Origin of the sequence: Sulfurimonas sp. RIFOXYD2_FULL_34_21, from assembly GCF_001830805.1 — a bacterium.
In the GTDB taxonomy this organism is placed as follows: Bacteria; Campylobacterota; Campylobacteria; order Campylobacterales; family Sulfurimonadaceae; genus Sulfurimonas.
In genome coordinates, this window is sequence record NZ_MICH01000014.1 from 69,576 (window position 1) to 86,458 (window position 16,883).

The following is a 16,883-nucleotide window of genomic DNA, read 5'->3' on the forward strand; positions in this document are numbered from 1 at the left end:
TAAGCGACATCCACACCCCATCTGTTATGCTCAGCTGCAACCCGAAGAGCCTCTTTGGAATCTAAAAAATATATATCTTCATACATTTATTTACCTTTGGAGTCGATTTAATATTCATATTTAAATTAATGAAGTAAAATACACCATATCGACTTAAAGGTGCTTAAAATGCGGGATTTCGTCAAAAAATATACACGAAAACTTATAACTTTGCTTAATGATATCGACACTGAGGCTATTGTAAAGATAGTAGAGGCTCTTGAGAAAACAAAAGGCAAAATCTACATTATCGGAAACGGCGGAAGTGCCGCGACTGCTTCACACATGGTAAATGATTTGGGCATAGGATTAAAACGAAGAGGCATAAGAAGTTTTGACGTCGAGAGTCTAAACGACAACACTCCGGTATGTACGGCAATAGCAAACGATATAGGCTATGACAAAGTTTTTTCGATGCAGCTAAAAGGCAGAATTTCATCAGACGATATTTTGATTGCGATATCTTGCAGCGGCAATTCAAAAAACATTATAAAAGCCGTGAAATATGCGAAAAAGCAGGGAAGCACTATCATTGGCGCAACCGGTTTTGACGGCGGCAAACTAAAGAAAAAATCGGATATAAATTTTCATGTTCCGACTCAAAATAGTGAGTACGGACTTGTAGAAGATATGCATATGATTTTAGACCATATCATATATAGCTATTACATTGAGCAGGGCAAATGAATATACTAAAGCTTATAGGTAGAGAAAAAGAGCTCTTTGATGAAGATATAAAGAGTCATGAATCAAAACTATCCGAGATAGTTTCAAAATCATCTTTTTTGGTTATAGGCGGTGCCGGAAGTATCGGTCAAGCGGTAGTAAAAGAGATATTTAAAAGAGATCCTCTGAAACTACATGTAGTTGACATCAGCGAAAACAATCTAGTTGAGCTTGTAAGGGATATCAGAAGCAGTTTTGGCTATATAAAGGGAGAGTTTAAGACTTTTGCACTTGATATAGGAAGTGTCGAGTATGATGCTTTTATCCACTCCGACGGCAGATACGACTATTTGTTAAACCTATCCGCACTTAAACATGTAAGAAGCGAAGAAGACCCGTTTACTCTTATGAGAATGATTGACGTCAATATTTTCAATACCGACAAAACGATAGCCCAATCTATTCAAAAAAGAGTAAAAAAGTATTTTTGCGTATCAACGGACAAAGCGGCAAATCCCGTAAATATGATGGGAGCAAGCAAGCGGATTATGGAGATGTTTTTAATGCGCCGCAGCAAATACATTAAAATCTCTACCGCACGCTTTGCAAACGTCGCTTTTTCAGACGGCTCGCTTTTGCACGGTTTTAACAAAAGAATAGAAAAAAAGCAGCCTATCGTCGCACCAAATGATATAAAACGATATTTCGTTACACCGCAAGAGAGCGGAGAGCTCTGTCTTATGAGTTGTATTTTCGGGCAAAACCGCGATATTTTCTTTCCAAAACTCTCCTCTGAGTTAAACCTAATCTCTTTTGCCGATATAGCCGTAAAATATTTAAAAGAGCTAGGTTATGAACCATATATCTGCAAGAATGAAGAGGAAGCAAGAACACTTGTTCACACACTTCCGCAAGAGGGAAAATGGCCTTGTCTTTTTACTTCAAGCGACACGACGGGAGAGAAAGATTTTGAAGAGTTTTTTACCGACAAAGAGACTCTTGACATGGAAAAATACCAAAACTTAGGCGTTATTAAAAATGAGCCGATTTACGACGAGATAAAGCTAAACTCTTTTACTAAAAAGATACTTCAATTTAAACAGAGATTATCATGGTCAAAAGAGGATATAGTAGAGGAATTTTTAAAACTTATCCCTGATTTTAACTACAAAGACACAGGAAAATATCTTGATTCAAAAATGTAAAAATATCGTTGAATTCATTCAAGAGCTCTATCAGACAAAAGAGCTTATACCCTTGCATGAACCGCGCTTTTTAGGCAATGAAAAAAAATATCTAAATGAAGTAATAGATTCTACTTTTATATCAAGTGTCGGTAAATTCGTAAATCAGTTTGAGAACATGGTAGCAGAGTTTGTAGGTTCTAAATATGCCGTTGCAACTTCAAACGGCACTTCTGCACTTCATGTTGCACTTAAACTTGCAGGCGTCGATGAAAATTCAGAGGTTATAACTCAGCCGCTTACTTTTGTCGCTACCGCAAACGCTATTAGCTACTGCGGTGCAAAGCCGATATTTGTGGATGTGGACATAGACACGATGGGATTGTCTGCTACAAAATTAAAAGAGTTTTTAGAGGAGTTTAGCACAAAAGATGAAAACGGCTTTTGCATAAACAAAACTACAAAAAAAATCATAAAAGCGTGTGTTCCCATGCACACATTCGGTCATCCGTGCAAAATTGACGAGATAGTTGAAATTTGCGATGAATACAACATCATAGTAGTAGAAGATGCCGCAGAATCACTAGGAAGCTATTATAAAGGGCACCATTGCGGTACTTTTGGGAAATTGGGAGTATTTTCATTTAACGGCAATAAAATTATTACATGTGGCGGCGGCGGAATGATTGTAACCGATGATGAAGTGTTGGCAAAGAGGGCAAAACACATCACTACGACTGCAAAAGTTCCGCACCCATACGAATATATACATGACGAAATAGCCTATAACTACAGGCTTACAAATCTAGCTGCGGCAGTCGGCGTAGCGCAGATGCAAAATTTAGAGATTTACATAAAAAAACAAAGAGAACTAGCCGCACGGTATCAAAGTTTTTTCCAAAATGACGATGTAGAGTTCGTAGTAGAGCCTAAAAATAGCACATCCAACTACTGGCTAAACGCTATAGTATTTCAAAACAAAGATGAGAGAGATATTTTTTTAAAATATACAAACGACAATAATGTAATGACGCGCCCGATTTGGAGATTGATGAGCAGACTCGAGATCTATAAAGATGCTCAGTGCGGCGATTTATCAAACTCTTTATGGCTTGAAGAGAGAGTAGTAAACATCTCAAGCAGCATCATAATAAAATAAGGTAAAAAATGAGAGTACTATTAATAACTTACGATAACGAATCACTGATTCAATGGTTTCCTCAAGGAACTGCATATATAGCCGCTATTTTGCTAAAGCACGGGCATGAAGTTGAGATATATGAGCAGGATATCCACCACTACCCTGAATCGCATTTAATCAATAAACTAGATAATGAAAAATATGACGTTATCGGGCTTAGTTTTATAGGCGGCTATTATGAGTATAAAAAAGCCATTAAAATATCAGATGCCATAAACAGCTCAAAACAAAAACCTTTTTACATTATCGGCGGATTCGGTCCAACTCCTTCGCCTAAATACTTTTTAAATAAACTACAAGCAGATGCCCTTGTTATGGGAGAAGGCGAAGTTACGGTTATTGAACTTTTAGAGTTTTTAAAAGAGAAAAAAGATTTAAAAAGCGTACTTGGCTTAGCTTACAGAATCGGAGATAAAGTACATGTAAATCCTTCACGTCCTCTTATAGAAGATGTCGATACTATACCGATGCCTGCGTATCATCTTTTTAATATAGAACACTACAGACTTATGCGTCTGCCGGGATGTTCAAAGACCGATTTTATTATGCCTGTTTTAAGCGGAAGAGGATGTACCTTTACATGTAACTTTTGTTACAGAATGGATAAAGGTTTTAGAGGCAGAAGCAATGAGTCAATCATAGAAGAGATTAAGTATCTAAAAGATAATTACGGGATTACCTACATAGGCTTTACGGATGAGCTGCTTATGTCTTCCATCAGCAGAACAATGAGCCTCTCTCAAGCCATCATTGATGCTAACCTTGATATAAAATGGGACTGTAACGGTCGCTTGAACTATGCAAAACCAAAAGTGTTGCAACTGATGAAAAAAGCGGGATGTGTCTTTATAAATTACGGAATCGAAGCGTATGATGACCAGATACTAAAAAATATGGACAAAGTCTTAACAACCAAACAGATTGAAGAGGGAATAGTCGCAACTCTAAAAGAGGGAATCAGCCCCGGATATAACATCATATTCGGAAATATCGACGAGACTAAAGAGACGCTTATGAAAGGGGTCGATTTTTTACTAAAGTACGATGACGGCGCGCAGATGAGAACTATTAGACCGGTTACACCGTATCCAGGTTCACCGCTTTACCATCTTGCTATCGAGAAGGGAATGATAAAAGATATAGAAGATTTTTACGAAAATAAACATCTAAACTCAGACCTTTTAACATGTAACTTTACAAAACTAACCGACAATGAATTTTATGAAGCACTGCTTGAAGCCAACGAAAAACTGTTGGATAACTATCAAGAGAGAGTCAAGAAAAACACAAGAAAACAGCTAGAAGATTTATACATCAAACACGATGCATCTTTTAGAGGTTTTAGACAAAGCTAAGCGTAATGTATATAATTGAAAAAAAACAGTCAATGATTGACAATTTTAAGATGAACATCTGCTATTTTAGCAGTGCCAGAGACTCTTTTGAATATATTTTAAAAAAAAAACTTAGCGAAAAAAAGATTCTGATTCCTGCTTATATCGGTTTTAGCACAAATGAGGGGTCGGGTATTTTTGACCCTATTAAAAACAGCGGCATAGGGTATCAGTTTTACAAACTCTCAAAAAATCTTGAAATAGAAAAAGAGTCTCTTTTTAAACTAATCGACGACAATCAGGGAAATATACTTCTACTGGTACACTATTTTGGTTTTACCGATAGCAATATCGCAGAAATTAAAGAGTATGCAAAAAAAAGAAGCATGATAATCATAGAAGATTGCGCGCACGCTTTCTTTACTTTTTTTAAAAAACCTATAGTCGAATCAGACTACTATCTCTTCTCTTTGCATAAAATGTTGCCCTATACCAAAGGCGGTATGCTTTTATCCAAAGAGCCTTTAGATATAAAAGATAGTTTTATAGTAAATCCGTTTGAGTATAACATGTATGAGATATCTCAAAAAAGAGTTCAAAACTATAACTATCTAAAAGAAAAACTAGAATCTTTTGATAATATAACCCTGCTAAGACCGGCTTTAAAAGATGTAGTTCCGCAAACTTTGCCTATCTTAGTGCCTAGTGAAGCAAAAAGGGACAGTCTCTATTTTAAATTAAACGAGTTAGGTTTTGGAGTAGTAAGTTTGTACCATGAACTTATAAAAGAGGTAACTGAAACAGAGCATGAAAATGAGTTTTATCTCTCAAGACATGTACTTAATCTTCCCGTCCATCAAGATATCTCATTTACAGATATCGACAAAATGGTTGAAACTTTAGGAGAGTATATATATGAGTAGTAAAAAATTTGTTGATAAGAACTTAGATTACTGGGAAGAGGTTTTTTCTAATCAGGAGTGGGGGAAATATCCTCCTATTGAACTAATAAGATTTATAGCAAGAAATTTTTACTCATGCGCAGATAGAAAAAGCGTTAAAATTCTCGAACTTGGCTCAGGACCCGGACCTAATCTTTGGTATATGGCAAGAGAGGGGTTTTGTGTTTACGGGATTGAAGGGAGCAAAACGGCTTGTGAAAATGCTTATAAACGTTTACATGACGAGAATCTGCAAGACAACATCGGAGAGATTAAAACGGGTGATTATTTTGAAAAACTAGATGAGTTTGCAGATGACTATTTTGATGCAATCATAGACGTCGAGTCGCTCTACTGCAACCCATTTCAAAGAACCAAAGACATAGTTGCAAAATCCTCCAAAAAGTTAAAGAGCGGCGGAAAGATGTTTAGCATGACATTTGCCAACAAAGAGTGGCTGAGTCAAAGCGAAGATGTTGAATATCACGCTATAAATAGCCCCGAAACCAGAGGCTATTTTAGATATACCTCAAGAGATGATATCGATAAAATCTATAAAAACGACCAAAATAAAATCGAAAAAATAGAGATGTCGGAGTTTCACGCAAGTGACGGAACAAGTCGCAAAGAGTGGCTTATAGAGCTTACTAAGATATGAGCATAGAGCTACTCAGCCCTGCTAATCCAAAATGGAACGATTACCTTAACTCATTTTTGCCGTATTTAAAAGACCCCTATTTTACATCAGGGTACTACTCGCTTGAGGATGCAAAAGCAGAGTGTTTTGTATATACGGAGAATGAAAATATTTTTTTCTACCCCTTTATAAAAACAGAGATTAATTCTCTTGGGTATGACCTAGATAAAAAATACTATGACATTCAAGGCGCATACGGGTACAACGGCGCTTTAGTTCAAAACGACAAAGACAAAAGTTTCATAGATAGAGCAAGAGAAGAGTTTTTAAAGTACGCTAAAGAGCAAAATATAGTTGCGGAATTTATGAGATTTAATCCTCTTTATCAAAATCATAAATATTTTTCTGATATGAATATTGTACATGTAAATAAAAATATCATTGTAGATTTAAATGCTCCCGATATCTGGATGAACTCTTATGAGCATTCGACTAGAAAAAACGTAAACAAAGCCATAAGAAGCGACCTTAAATACAAAATCATAAATGCAAAAGATATAAGCGATGCGTATGTTAAAGCATTTTACGATATCTACTGCGCCACTATGAAAAGAAATGACGCCAATGATGAATATTTCTTTAGCTTAGAGTACTTTCTTGCCATAAAAAAGACCATGACAGACAACGCTTTATTTATATTTATACTTAAAAACGATGTAGTTATATCCGCTGAACTAGTACTGCTAAATACACATGTAGCATACTCATTTTTAGGAGGTACGCTTGAGGAGTACTTTTTGTACCGACCCAATGATTACCTAAAACATATTTTGATAGAGACTCTAAAAGAGCGAGGTCTTAGTTTTTTTATACTCGGCGGAGGGGTAAGTCCTGATGACGGCATATTCAAATACAAAAGAAACTTTTCAAAAAACGGGATATATGACTTTTTTATCGGCAAATCTATCCATAACAAAGAAATTTATGATTTTATCATTCAGCAATGGAAGAAAAAAGTCGATTTAAACATACAAGAAAAATACAAAAATTACTTACTTAAATATCATTACGGAGTAGCTGTATGAGCGTGTTTATTATAGCCGAAGCAGGCGTAAACCATAACGGAGATATTAATTTAGCAAAAAAATTAATAGATGCAGCCGCTGCATGTAATGTTGACGCCGTTAAATTCCAGACATTCAGTGCGGAGTTAAGTATTTCAAAACATACACAAAAAGCAGAGTATCAAAAAATGGGTACCGATGATAGCCAAACTCAATTTGATATGGTAAAAAAACTTGAACTTTCTTATGATGAGTTTAAAGAGCTAAAAGAGTATTGCGATAAAAAAGGAGTTCTGTTTTTATCCACTCCCGACGAGATTGAGAGTGCGGACTTTTTATCCCAATTGCAGGATATTTTTAAAATTGGCTCTGCCGAAATCACTAATCTGCCGCTTTTAAGGCATATAGGAGCTTTAGGCAAAAAAATAGTTTTATCTACGGGTATGGCAACTATGGATGAGATTAAAAACGCACTTGAAATTTTAATAAAAGCGGGAACTAAACGCTCAAATATTACGCTGCTTCATGCTACAACCGAGTACCCTACGCTTATGCAAGACGTAAACTTAAAAGCGATGATTACTATAGGCTCTACGTTTAACGTTGATTACGGATACAGCGATCATACATTGGGTATAGAAGTGCCTATTGCCGCCGTTGCCATGGGAGCAAAGATAATCGAAAAACATTTTACGCTAGATAAGGCTATGGAAGGTCCTGACCATCAGGCTTCACTAAATCCGCAAGAGCTAAAAGAGATGGTAAAAGCAATCAGAAATATAGAAACGGCACTTGGAGACGGGATAAAAACGCCTACCAAAAACGAATTAAAAAATATAGACGTATGCAGAAAATCTATTGTCGCAAGAGTAGATATCAAAGAAGGGGATATTTTTTCAAACAATAATTTAACTATCAAAAAACCCGGAGACGGTATGAGTCCTATGCTTTGGGAGAGTGTTATAAATCAAACAGCTACTAAAGATTACAAGAAAGATGAGCAAATAAGATTATGAGAAAAATATGCGTAGTTAGCGCAACCAGAGCGGAGTACGGCTCACTTTTTTGGATAATGAAAGAGATACAAAGCGCCAAAGAGTTAGAGTTGCAGCTTATTGTAACAGGGGCTCACTTATCTCCTGAATTTGGCTTAACCTATAAAGAAGTAGAAAAAGATTTTAAAATCGATAAAAAGATAGAAATACTTCTCTCATCAGACAGTACAATCGGTATATCAAAAGCGATGGGTTTGGCTCAGATATCGTTTGGCGAAGCATTTAGCGAATTAAACCCAGACATTATCATTGTGCTGGGAGACAGGTACGAAATGCTAAGCGTAGCCTCAACCGCAATGATATTAGGGATTCCTATTATGCATCTTGCAGGCGGAGAGAGGACAGAAGGTGCGTTTGACGAATCCATTCGACATGCCATAACAAAACTCTCGCATATTCACTGCGCTACAACGGATGAGTATAAAAACCGCATCATACAACTAGGCGAAAATCCTTTACATGTATTTAACGTCGGCGGTTTTGGAATAGACAATATTTTAAGACTAAAGCTTCTTCGCAAAGAGGAGTTTGAAGAGTCTATAAATTTTAAACTAAATAAAAAAAACATTCTGTTTACTTTTCATCCGGTAACTCTTGAAAAATTTCCCGCAAAAGAGCAATTTAGCGAAATATTGAGTTCGATAGACGAACTCGAAGATACAAATATAATTATTACAAAAGCAAACAGCGATACAGAGGGCAGAGTTATAAATGCAATGTGCGAGGAGTACGTTTTAAAAAATCCGCACAAAGCAGTTCTGTTTGCCTCGCTTGGACAGCTTAGATATATAAGCGCTTTACAATATATGGACGCCGTAGTCGGAAACAGCTCTAGCGGACTGGCTGAAGTTCCGAGTTTTAAAATAGGAACTATAAACATAGGCTCAAGACAGCAGGGAAGATTAAAAGCATCAAGCGTAATAGATTGCGAACCTAATAAAGCCAGCCTATCAAAAGCGTTTAAAGAGTTATACAGCCCTGCATTTCAAGAGAGCCTAAAAAATGTAAAAAATCCTTACGGCGAAGAGATGGCAAGTAAAAAAGTAGTCGATATATTAAAAAATATTGATTTACAAGATATTATAATAAAGAAATTTTACGATATCAAGTTTTAGTTTAGAGGAGAAACATTATGAAAAATATAGACAATATACTTTTAAAGCCGCATTCGACGATAAAAGAAGCTCTTAGCGTAATAGAGAGCGGATCAAAAAAAATCGCCCTTGTCGTCGATGATGATAAAAAACTCCTAGGAACACTAACTGACGGCGACATAAGAAGAGCTTTGCTTAAAAATCTATCTTTAGACGATTTTGTAGAGTCTATAATTTTTAAAACTCCTATAACATGTAAAGCAAACTATAACAGAGAAGAGATTTTAGAGTTATCTCTAAAAAATAAACTTTATCAAATTCCAATAGTTGATGAGAGCGGAAAGCTTATAGATATTATTGAAGTAAACGACCTCTTAAAACCCAAAAACAAACCAAACTATGTCGTTTTAATGGCAGGCGGATTCGGCACGAGACTAAGACCTTTGACGGAAAACACTCCAAAACCTATGCTTCATGTGGGAAACAAACCGATACTTGAGACAATAATAGGCAATTTTAAAAAATACGGTTTTACAAATATCATAATAAGCGTGAGCTATAAAGCAAAAGTTATAGAGGATTACTTCAAAGACGGAAAAGAGTTCGGTGTAAATATAGAGTATATCCATGAAAACAAACGAATGGGAACGGCTGGTGCTTTGAGTCTAATGAGAGACAAACTAGAGGGTACTTTTTTTGTTATGAACGGAGATTTGCTTACAAACGTAAATTTTGAAAATATGCTTGAGTATCACATCAACAACGCCTCTAGTGCTACCATGGGCGTAAGAGAGTATGACTTTCAAGTTCCTTATGGTGTTGTGGATATAAAAGATAAAAAGATAGTAGGCATAACGGAAAAACCTGTGCATAGCTTTTATGTCAGTGCAGGTATCTACGTACTTGAACCCGAAGTGTTGGAGCTTATACCTGATGATAAATTTTACGATATGCCGACACTCTTTGAAGAGATGATAGAAAAAAAGATGCAGAGTTACTCTTTTCCTATCAGCGAATATTGGTTAGATATAGGACAAATTGATGAATTTAAAAAAGCAAACAGCGATTATAACGAAGTGTTTTAAATTATGAAAGTACTTATTATAGGCTATGGCTCAATAGGCAAAAGACACTGTGAAGTATTATCAGGCTTTAAAGAGATAGAGAGTATAGACATAGTAACAAAACAGAATTTAAACGAGAGAAAAACTTTTTCTTCACTGCAAGAAGTCCACGAAATAGACAGTTACGATTATATCATCATCTCATCCCAAACTAACAAACACTATGAACAGTTATCATACCTAGAACAACATGTAAAAGATAAAATAATTCTTTGTGAAAAACCTCTTTTTGAAACAGACAAAGAGCTACATGTAAAAAATAATATTGTTTATGTCGGCTATGTTTTAAGATTTCATCCTCTTTTGCAGAGATTAAAAGAGCTCTTAAAAGATGAAACTGTTTTATCAGCAAATGCTGTTTGCGGTCAATATTTACCCGCTTGGCGGCCAAATACGGACTATACAAAATGCTACAGTGCAAAAAAAGAGCAAGGCGGCGGCGTTTTACTTGATTTAAGCCATGAAATAGATTATGTAGAGTGGCTCTGCGGCAATATGATAGATGTTAAAAGCTATCAAAAAAAGATATCTGATTTGGAGATAGACTCTGATGATTTTACGACACTAATCGGTGTTACGGACAGAGATGTGATTGTAAATATAACGGTTGATTATATCAGCAAGATAACGCATAGAACGCTACATGTAAATACGCTAGAAAACAGTTATACGCTAGACTTTATAAATGCTACTCTTATACAAAGCGATAAAAATTCTCTAAAACAGACATACGGTTTTTCAAATCTGAAAAAGAACTATTTTTTTGAAAATATGCATAAATCCGTTTTAAAAAAAGAGCCTGTTTGTTGTGATTATGAACAAGCAAAAAAAGTTATGCAAACCATAAAAAAAGTTCAGGAACAAAGATGAAAGTGTTATGTACTATTTGCGCAAGAGGCGGCTCAAAAGGCGTTAAAAACAAAAACATCAGACTTATAAACTCCAAACCTCTTATAGCATATACGATAGAACAGGCAAAAGAGAGTAAACTTTTTGAACATGTAGTTATCAGTACGGATTCCGATGAGATAGCAGATATATCAAAAAAATACGGTGCGGAAGTTTTTTTTAAAAGAGACGCACGTATGGCAAGTGACACGGCGGGGAAGCTAGAAGTAATTAGAGACGCTTTTATGAGAAGTGAAGAGCATTACAAAGAACAATTTGACTACCTTATAGACTTAGACGCTACCGCTCCGCTAAGAAGTGTTAAGGATATAATCGACTCTTTTAAACAGTTCTTAGACAATAACAACGATAACTTAATTACGGCGATGCCAAGCAGAAGAAGCCCCTACTTTAATTTAATAGAACAAGACGATACGGGGAGAATTTTTGTTTCAAAAAAACTACAAAATTCCATACTAAGACGTCAAGATTCACCAAAAACCTACGATATGAACGCATCCATCTATATCTGGAAAAGAGATACTATTCTTCATAAAGAGAGCGTGTTTTTAGAAAAAACGGGTCTGTATGTTATGCCCGAAGAGCGTTCTATTGACATAGACAGCGAACTTGATTTTAAATTTGTAGAATTCATAATGGGGCAAAACAGTGCTAAAAGATAAAGTAGTAGTTATAACGGGCGGAGCGGGACTTATCGGCAGGGAATTTGTAAAAACGGTTGTTGAACAAAACGGCACGGCAGTTATTGCCGATATTAACAAAGAGTTAGGCAAAGAGACGGTGCAGGCTCTATCAAAAGAGTTAAATAGCGGCAAAATTGATTTTATAGAGCTTGATATAACATCAAAAACATCGTTGGAAGCTTGTATTAAATATTTAGATAAAAAGTATGGAAAAATAGATGCTTTGGTAAATAATGCTTATCCTAGAAATAAAAATTTCGGAAGAGATGTTTTTGATATCGAATATGATGACTTTTGCCAAAATCTAAATATGAATCTGGGTGGATATTTTCTCTCAACCCAACAATTTAGCAAATATTTTTATACTCAAGGGTACGGTAATATTATCGTAATGGCTTCCATATACGGAGTAACTGCGCCTAGGTTTGAAATATATAAGGGTACAAAAATGACAAATGCAATAGAATACGCCGCTATAAAAGGCGGTCTTTTGCATCTTATAAAATATTTTGCAAAATATTTTAAAGGCAAAAATATCCGTATAAATGCAATCAGTCCCGGCGGCATACTTGATAATCAGCCTGAGTCGTTTTTAAAAGCATACAAAGACAACTGCTTAAACAAAGGTATGCTTGATACCGAGGATTTAAAAGGAACTCTAATCTATCTGCTAAGCGAAATGAGCAAATACGTAAACGGACAAAACATCATCGTAGATGACGGTTGGTGCTTATAATAAAATTTTAACTAAAGGTTATAAAATGCAAGATATCGAAGAAAAAGCTTACGAGACTTATCTAAAAAATATAGAGTACTTCAATAAAGAGCAAAAAGAGGTAGCAAAAGTATTGGCAATTTTTGACAAAGCTCTAAATAGTGGAGATTATCAACCAACTCTTGATTTGGAGTATAAAGAGGGCTATTTTGATGTTAAAAATCTAATTACAGGTCAATATTTATACGGAGGAGATTCAAATAAACTATCCGTAAAACTAAAAAACTCCGTAGATACAAATAAAGACCATCAAACTTTTGAGGGAACGCCTCTATATAATATACCGGATAAACTTCTTGCCAATCCACCTGAAGACTTTAAAGTCGTAGAGGGCGTGCTTCATATTATGAAGTATTATGCAATGAATACAACTCCTCATAGCAGTATGATAGATGTAGATAAATTCATAGTCGTAGGAACCGGCTTAGGTATGCATATTTCTATGATTGATGAGAAGATATCTCCAAAACAGTACATTATTATAGAAGATAATTTGGAACTTTTCAGACTATCTCTATTTACAACAAGCTACTATAAATTGGCTCAAAGAGCAAAGCTCTACTTCTCGATTGCAGATGATGAAAATGCTTTTGTGCAGATAATGAACTCTTTTCTTGAAAATCAATTTTTTTATAACAGATATATAAAATATATAAAATTTCCGACACACACGGACGATAAGATAAAACAGATACAAAATGCTCTAATTACACAGCCTTATATATTTTTCCCATACAAGGCGACACTCTTTAAATATCTAAAACCATTAGAGTATATGAATGACGGATATAACTTACTAAACGTCGGCGGTAACTTTAATAACTCCGTTTTTAAAGAAAAACCTGTTTTGGTACTTGCGGCAGGACCTTCTCTTATAGAAAATATAGAGTGGTTAAAAGCAAATCACCATAAATTTATAATTATAGCTATCTCAACGATACTAAATACTTTGCATAAACACAATGTTAAACCTGACGTTGTAACTCAACTAGACGGCGGAGATACATCTCTGGCATTTTACGAAAATGTTCTTGAGGACGGTTTTTTAGATAATGCCGCTATGGTATTTGGCTCTAATATCCCCGTAAAAGTGCGAAATATGTTTAAAAAAGAGCAGATATTCTACTTTGACGAGGGAGAAAACTATATAAAAAACTATACTGCGTTAACAAGTCCGTGTATAGGTTCTGTTAGCCTTATTTTAGCACTCCTCTTAAATGCTAAAGAGCTATATATGCTTGGGATAAATCTAGCGGTAGATCAAGAAACAGGTCAGTCTCATTCGGCAGACTACATGTACGGATATCAAGCAGATACGGCAAACAAAGATAAACTCTCAAATGTTATGGAAAATACAAAAAATCTATTTCAAGTTAAGGGCAACTTTCGAGAAATCGTTTATACAAATGCTATCATGCATGCATCAGTTCAATCACTATACAGAAATATGCCGATTGTGAAAAAGAAGGAGCAAAATGTTTACAATCTTAACGACGGCTCTTATATATCTCTGACAATTCCAAAAAAAGTAAAAGATATAAATAGCGCTCTGTTTGAAGATATAGACAAAAATAGACTTGCGGTGTCAATTAAAGAGGATTTAAAAAAGAATTCTGTAATCAAACTTGATGATAAAGATATTTTGGCAATTAGCCTAAGACTATTAGATGCAAAAGAGACCTACAACTATCTTCAAAACTACTCAAATAGTATATCTTACTCAAATAAAGAGCAGTATCTCTATGACTTGCTAGGTGTGGTATCTCATATACTTCATAAGCAAGGCAACCAATCGATTAATCTCACTGCCGTTTATTTATCATTTTTTAAATATTCGCTAACAATAATACTTGATTTTTTCAATACAAAAGATTTGAAAAATGCAAAAAGACATATAAAGAAGTTTGATAAATTAATGCAAAAAGAGATGTTTAGCATCGTAGATATTTATATAAAAGATTTAGAAAAATTTTTAAAAGAGAGATGTTAAAGATATAAAGGTGTATTGAGATTATAATAATCTCAATACGTTTTTTGAAGAAACTTACTCGTAGCTTACGCTACTTTACTTAGACTACTGAAGTAGTCTAAGCACGTTTTGTTGAACAGCGTTAGCTTGACTCATAGCATAACTTCCAGACTGAGCTAAAATGTTATGTTTTGCAAAGTTTGCACTCTCTGCCGCAAAGTCAACATCACGGATGTTTGATTCAGCAGCAGTAATATTTACTTGAGTTACAGATATATTTCTAACCGTACTCTCTAGTTTATTTTGAGCCGCACCCATTGTAGCACGTAAGCCATCTATTGCTTTTATAGCTGTATCCATAGTAGTTATCGCCGTTTCAGCATCGCCTTGAGTACTCATAAGAATAATACTAGCCGATTTACCTGCTAATTTTTCAACGTCTGCAGAACCTATAACTATACTTTGTGTTTCACTACTGTACGCACCTACGTGAAATACGAATGTACCTGCCGTAGAACCTGATGCACCCGTTAAAATAGCAGTTCCGTTAAATTTAGTCGTAACAGCAATATCACTAGCTTCAGCTAAAAGAGCTTGAACCTCTTTAGAGATATAACCTCTTGAAGTAGCATCTTGAGTATCATTGGCTGCTTGAGTTGCAAGAACACGAATTCTTTTCATGATATTGCCATACTCTTCCATAGCACCGTCAGCCGTTTGAATAAGACCGATACCGTCGTTTGCATTTCTGATAGCTTGACCTAAACCTTGAGACTGAGCAGAGAGCTTATTTGCAATAGCCAAACCTGCAGAATCATCAGCAGCTTTATTAATACGAAGACCTGAACTTAAAGAGTTAAGACTTTTATCAAGTCCTACATTGTTCATAACCGAATTTCTATGTGCGTTCATCGCACCTACGTTTGTATTTATTCTAAATCCCATCTTAAATCCTTTTTAGATAAGAGTCTTTCACTCTATTTAATTTTATCTCAGCTTCCTTGCTGACAATTATTATAATCGTCAATCAATAAAAAAACTTTAATTGTAATAGCAAAAAAATGCCAAAAGTTTCCCCTTAGCATTTAAAAAACTAAAAATCAATTACTACTGAAGTAGTCTAAGCACGTTTTGTTGAACAGCGTTAGCTTGACTCATAGCATAACTTCCAGACTGAGCTAAAATGTTATGTTTTGCAAAGTTTGCACTCTCTGCCGCAAAGTCAACATCACGGATGTTTGATTCAGCAGCAGTAATATTTACTTGAGTTACAGATATATTTCTAACCGTACTCTCTAGTTTATTTTGAGCCGCACCGATTGTAGCACGAAGTCCGTCAACATTTTTAATAGCCGTATCCATGTTAGTAATAGTAAGCTCAGCAGATGCTTGAGTACCTACAGTAAGAGCTGTCGCAGCCGTTGCCATAGCATTCAAACTAGCTGAGTTAAAATCTATTTGCTGTGTTTCATTGTTATATGCACCGACATGAAATTTAAACACCCCGGGAGTAGAACCGCTCTGCCCAGACAATAGCGCAGTACCGTTAAATTTTGTAACCAATGCAATATCGCTAGCTTCAGCTAAAAGAGCCTGAACCTCTTGAGAGATATAACCTCTTGAAGTAGCATCTTGAGTATCATTGGCTGCTTGAGTAGCCAATACTCTAACTCTTTTCATGATATTGCCATACTCTTCTAATGCACCATCAGCTGTCTGTAAAAGACCGATACCGTCGTTTGCATTTTTAATCGCTTGACCTAAACCTTGGGACTGAGCAGAGAGCTTATTTGCAATTGCAAGACCCGCTGAATCATCAGCAGCTTTATTAATGCGAAGACCTGAACTCAAAGAGTTAAGACTTTTATCAAGTCCAACATTGTTCATAACCGAATTTCTATGTGCGTTCATCGCACCTACGTTTGTATTTATTCTAAATCCCATCTAAAATCCTTTTTGGGCAAGAGCCTTTTGCTCTTTGAATATAATATAGCTTCCCTGCTATCGTCATACTTGAATATCAAGAGTTAAAAAACTACTTCAATAACCCCCAAAAACTAAATCATCCCCAAAGCCTTTTCAAAAAATGATTGAGATTATTGTAGTAATCTCAATACATTTTGCTGAACAGCGTTAGCTTGACTCATCGCGTAACTTCCCGATTGAGCTAAAATATTATGTTTTGCAAAGTTTGCACTCTCTGCCGCA

The 16,883-nt window shown here is 35.5% G+C and carries 17 protein-coding genes; 14 read left to right on the top strand and 3 right to left on the bottom strand.

The genetic code is table 11. The features are described from left to right. Positions 1-168 precede the first annotated feature (168 nt). From A2530_RS09870 to A2530_RS09935, 14 genes are read left to right on the top strand one after another with little or no spacing between them, the layout of a single operon-like run. Positions 169-726, top strand: a complete 558-nt coding sequence (locus A2530_RS09870) for an SIS domain-containing protein (RefSeq protein WP_294883623.1) — start codon at positions 169-171, stop codon at positions 724-726. Next, positions 723-1,910, top strand: a complete 1,188-nt coding sequence (locus A2530_RS09875; protein WP_294883621.1) for a UDP-N-acetylglucosamine 4,6-dehydratase — start codon at positions 723-725, stop codon at positions 1,908-1,910. The genes A2530_RS09870 and A2530_RS09875 overlap by 4 nt, the downstream gene beginning before the upstream one ends. Beyond that, entirely contained in the window at positions 1,897-3,048 is a 1,152-nt protein-coding gene (locus A2530_RS09880) for a LegC family aminotransferase (RefSeq protein WP_294884123.1), read from the top strand. Before A2530_RS09875 ends, A2530_RS09880 begins: the two co-directional genes overlap by 14 nt. 8 nt (positions 3,049-3,056) lie before the next feature. Next, the gene (locus tag A2530_RS09885; RefSeq protein ID WP_294883620.1) at positions 3,057-4,445 is read left to right on the top strand and encodes a radical SAM protein; all 1,389 of its coding nucleotides are present in this window, start codon (positions 3,057-3,059) and stop codon (positions 4,443-4,445) included. A gap of 5 nt (positions 4,446-4,450) precedes the next feature. Next, positions 4,451-5,347, top strand: a complete 897-nt coding sequence (locus tag A2530_RS09890; protein ID WP_294883618.1) for a DegT/DnrJ/EryC1/StrS family aminotransferase — start codon at positions 4,451-4,453, stop codon at positions 5,345-5,347. Continuing rightward, a complete protein-coding gene (locus A2530_RS09895) occupies positions 5,340-6,023 on the top strand; it encodes a bifunctional 2-polyprenyl-6-hydroxyphenol methylase/3-demethylubiquinol 3-O-methyltransferase UbiG (RefSeq protein ID WP_294883617.1) in 684 nt (227 codons plus the stop codon). The genes A2530_RS09890 and A2530_RS09895 overlap by 8 nt, the downstream gene beginning before the upstream one ends. Further along, positions 6,020-7,087, top strand: coding sequence for a GNAT family N-acetyltransferase (locus A2530_RS09900; RefSeq protein ID WP_294883615.1), 1,068 nt, complete (start codon positions 6,020-6,022; stop codon positions 7,085-7,087). The genes A2530_RS09895 and A2530_RS09900 overlap by 4 nt, the downstream gene beginning before the upstream one ends. Continuing rightward, the gene (gene neuB, locus A2530_RS09905; protein WP_294883613.1) at positions 7,084-8,082 is read left to right on the top strand and encodes an N-acetylneuraminate synthase; all 999 of its coding nucleotides are present in this window, start codon (positions 7,084-7,086) and stop codon (positions 8,080-8,082) included. Before A2530_RS09900 ends, neuB begins: the two co-directional genes overlap by 4 nt. After that, on the top strand, positions 8,079-9,236 hold the full coding sequence (neuC, locus tag A2530_RS09910) for a UDP-N-acetylglucosamine 2-epimerase (RefSeq protein ID WP_294883611.1): 1,158 nt from the start codon (positions 8,079-8,081) through the stop codon (positions 9,234-9,236). Before neuB ends, neuC begins: the two co-directional genes overlap by 4 nt. A gap of 17 nt (positions 9,237-9,253) precedes the next feature. Continuing rightward, positions 9,254-10,300 (top strand): nucleotidyltransferase family protein, encoded by a 1,047-nt coding sequence (locus A2530_RS09915; protein WP_294883609.1) that lies wholly within the window; start codon positions 9,254-9,256, stop codon positions 10,298-10,300. 3 nt (positions 10,301-10,303) lie between these two features. Continuing rightward, entirely contained in the window at positions 10,304-11,209 is a 906-nt protein-coding gene (locus tag A2530_RS09920; RefSeq protein ID WP_294883608.1) for a Gfo/Idh/MocA family oxidoreductase, read from the top strand. Continuing rightward, positions 11,206-11,910: an acylneuraminate cytidylyltransferase family protein gene (locus tag A2530_RS09925; RefSeq protein WP_294883607.1), complete on the top strand. Its 705-nt coding sequence runs from the start codon at positions 11,206-11,208 to the stop codon at positions 11,908-11,910. Before A2530_RS09920 ends, A2530_RS09925 begins: the two co-directional genes overlap by 4 nt. Next, entirely contained in the window at positions 11,897-12,667 is a 771-nt protein-coding gene (locus tag A2530_RS09930; RefSeq protein ID WP_294883605.1) for an oxidoreductase, read from the top strand. The genes A2530_RS09925 and A2530_RS09930 overlap by 14 nt, the downstream gene beginning before the upstream one ends. A gap of 25 nt (positions 12,668-12,692) precedes the next feature. Next, positions 12,693-14,696: a 6-hydroxymethylpterin diphosphokinase MptE-like protein gene (locus A2530_RS09935; protein ID WP_294883604.1), complete on the top strand. Its 2,004-nt coding sequence runs from the start codon at positions 12,693-12,695 to the stop codon at positions 14,694-14,696. Between the two features lie 84 nt (positions 14,697-14,780). Here the strand turns inward: A2530_RS09935 and A2530_RS09940 are convergent, their stop codons facing one another. The 3 genes from A2530_RS09940 to A2530_RS09950 all read right to left on the bottom strand — a co-directional run. Further along, positions 14,781-15,620: a flagellin gene (locus tag A2530_RS09940; protein WP_294891515.1), complete on the bottom strand. Its 840-nt coding sequence runs from the start codon at positions 15,618-15,620 to the stop codon at positions 14,781-14,783. 162 nt (positions 15,621-15,782) lie between these two features. After that, entirely contained in the window at positions 15,783-16,619 is an 837-nt protein-coding gene (locus A2530_RS09945) for a flagellin (protein WP_294891518.1), read from the bottom strand. A 152-nt stretch (positions 16,620-16,771) separates the two neighbouring features. Further along, on the bottom strand, positions 16,772-16,883 hold a 112-nt coding region (locus A2530_RS09950), incomplete at its 5' end, for a flagellin (RefSeq protein ID WP_294891520.1).